Origin of the sequence: Bradyrhizobium sp. (assembly GCF_019242285.1) — a bacterium.
In the GTDB taxonomy this organism is placed as follows: Bacteria; Pseudomonadota; Alphaproteobacteria; order Rhizobiales; family Xanthobacteraceae; genus Bradyrhizobium.
In genome coordinates this window covers 1-2059 of record NZ_JAFAVV010000126.1, presented here as the reverse complement: position 1 = coordinate 2059, position 2059 = coordinate 1, and the positions used below count along the sequence as shown (strand labels likewise).

Sequence of the window (2059 nt, the reverse complement as noted above, 5' to 3'; positions counted from 1 at the left end):
AGCCCCACCGCCTGCAGGCGGTCGGGGTCGAGCCAGGCGCGCATGGAATAATCGCGGCTGCCGAACACGATGAGCGAGCCGACCCCGTCGACGCGGGTGAGCGGGTCGACGACCTCGAGCGTCGCGTAATTGGAGATGAACAGCGTGTCGCGCGATTTGTCGGGCGAATAAAGATTCACGACCATCATGATGTCGGGCGAGCTTTTGGCGACGGTGACGCCGATGTTGCGCACGTCCTGCGGCAGGCGCGGCTCGGCGATCGCGACCCGGTTCTGCACCTGCACCTGTGCGATATCGAGATTGGTGCCGAGGTCGAAGGTCACCGAAATCGTGAAGCGGCCGTCGGCGGTCGAGTTCGACGAGACATAGAGCATGTTCTCGACGCCGTTGATCTGCTGCTCCATCGGCGTGACCACGGTCGCTGCCACCACGTCGGCGCTGGCGCCGGGATATTGGCCGGACACGTTGATGATGGGGGGCGCGATCTCCGGGTATTGGGCGACCGGCAGGCGGAAGAACGACACGCCGCCGACGATCACGAAGACGATCGAGACGACGGCGGCGAAGATCGGCCGGTCGATGAAGAAATGCGAGATGCGCATGATCTAATCGGTCTTGGAGCTGGGGCCGCCGGCGGTCGCGGGTGCCGCCTTCTCCTGCGGCTTGACCTTGACGCCGGGGCGCACGCGCATGAGCCCGTCGACGATGACGTTGTCGTCGTCCTTGAGCCCGTCCTTGACGACGCGCAGGCCGCCGATGGTCGGGCCGATCGTGACGTAGTTCTGGCGCGCCGTGTTATCGCCGTCGACCACCATCACGAACTTGCGGGTCTGCTCGGTGCCGATGGCGACGTCCGGCACCAGCAGCGCCTGGTAGGGCGGCGAGCCCGGCACCTGGATGCGGCCGAACATGCCGGGCGTGAACAATCCGCTCGGATTGGCGAACACCGCGCGCCCGCGGATCGTGCCCGACGTCTGGCTGATCGCGTTGTCGACGAAGTCCATGCGGCCGTCGTGCTCGAACCCGTTCTCGTCGAGGAGCTTGAGCTTGACCGGAATCGAGGACCAGTCCTTGCCGCGGTTCATCCGCTCGTAGCGCAGGTAGGCGGACTCGTCGAAGGTGAACTCGAAGCGGATCGGGTCGATCGACACGATGGTGGCGAGCAAGGTGGTCGAGCCGCTGGTGCCGCCGGGAATGAGGTTGCCGGGCGAGACGCGGCGGTCGCCGATGCGCCCGTCGATGGGCGCGCGCAATTGGCTGTACTCCTGGAAGTCGAGCTCCGCTTGGTGGACCAGCGCCTCGTTCGCATGGACGGCAGCCTCGGCAACGCGCTTGGCCTGGGTGCGCTGATCGAACACCTGGGTGGTGATGGTCTTGTCGCGCACCAATTGCTCGCCGCGCGCGAGGTCCGCCTCGGCGTAGGACAGCGTCGCCCGCGACTGGGCGAGGTTGGCGCGTGCCTGGTCGAGAATCATCTGGAACGGCCGCCGGTCGATGGTGAAGAGCAGGTCGCCTTTCTTGACCATCTGCCCGTCGGTGAAATGGATCGAGGCGAGATAGCCGGACAGGCGCGAGCGCACCTCGACCGAATCGACCGCCGCGAACCGACCGACGTATTCGTCCTGATCGACGATCGTGCGCTTTTCCGGCTTGGCGACGGTGACCGCGGGCGGCGGCGGCGCCGCGTTCTGGGCCGGCGCCGGATTGCTGCCGCAGGCCGCGAGCAGCGGCGAAAGCAGCGCAAGTGACGCGAGGGTCAGCCTCGCCGCCGCCCGGTGATGCGTGTGTCCCATGAGCTTCCCGAAATCGTGCGCGCCGCCCGGCCCGCCGCACCCCAAGGCCCACGCCGGCACTACCTTTTTGCCGGCGTTCGGGGACCCCATATACGCAGCCGTAAGCGGTTCATAACCCCCCAAAACATGGCAATAGCATGCTGGACTTCACTTCAGCCTCGCTGATCGACGACGCCGTTACGGCGCCGGTCGAGCCGGCGCCGGTCGGCAACTCCGACGAGGACTTGCTCGACGCCTATTCGCGCGCGGTGACCGGCGTTGCCGAC

2 protein-coding genes are annotated in these 2059 nt (G+C 66.7%); both read right to left on the bottom strand.

Features of this window, described 5'->3' with window-relative positions; genetic code table 11:
• Positions 1–602, bottom strand: a 602-nt coding sequence (locus tag JOY90_RS04525; RefSeq protein WP_291689958.1) for an efflux RND transporter permease subunit, incomplete at its 3' end; no start/stop codon positions are given.
• A 3-nt stretch (positions 603–605) separates the two neighbouring features.
• Positions 606–1793, bottom strand: a complete 1188-nt coding sequence (locus JOY90_RS04520) for an efflux RND transporter periplasmic adaptor subunit (RefSeq protein WP_291689957.1) — start codon at positions 1791–1793, stop codon at positions 606–608.
• Between the last annotated feature and the right edge of the window lie 266 nt (positions 1794–2059).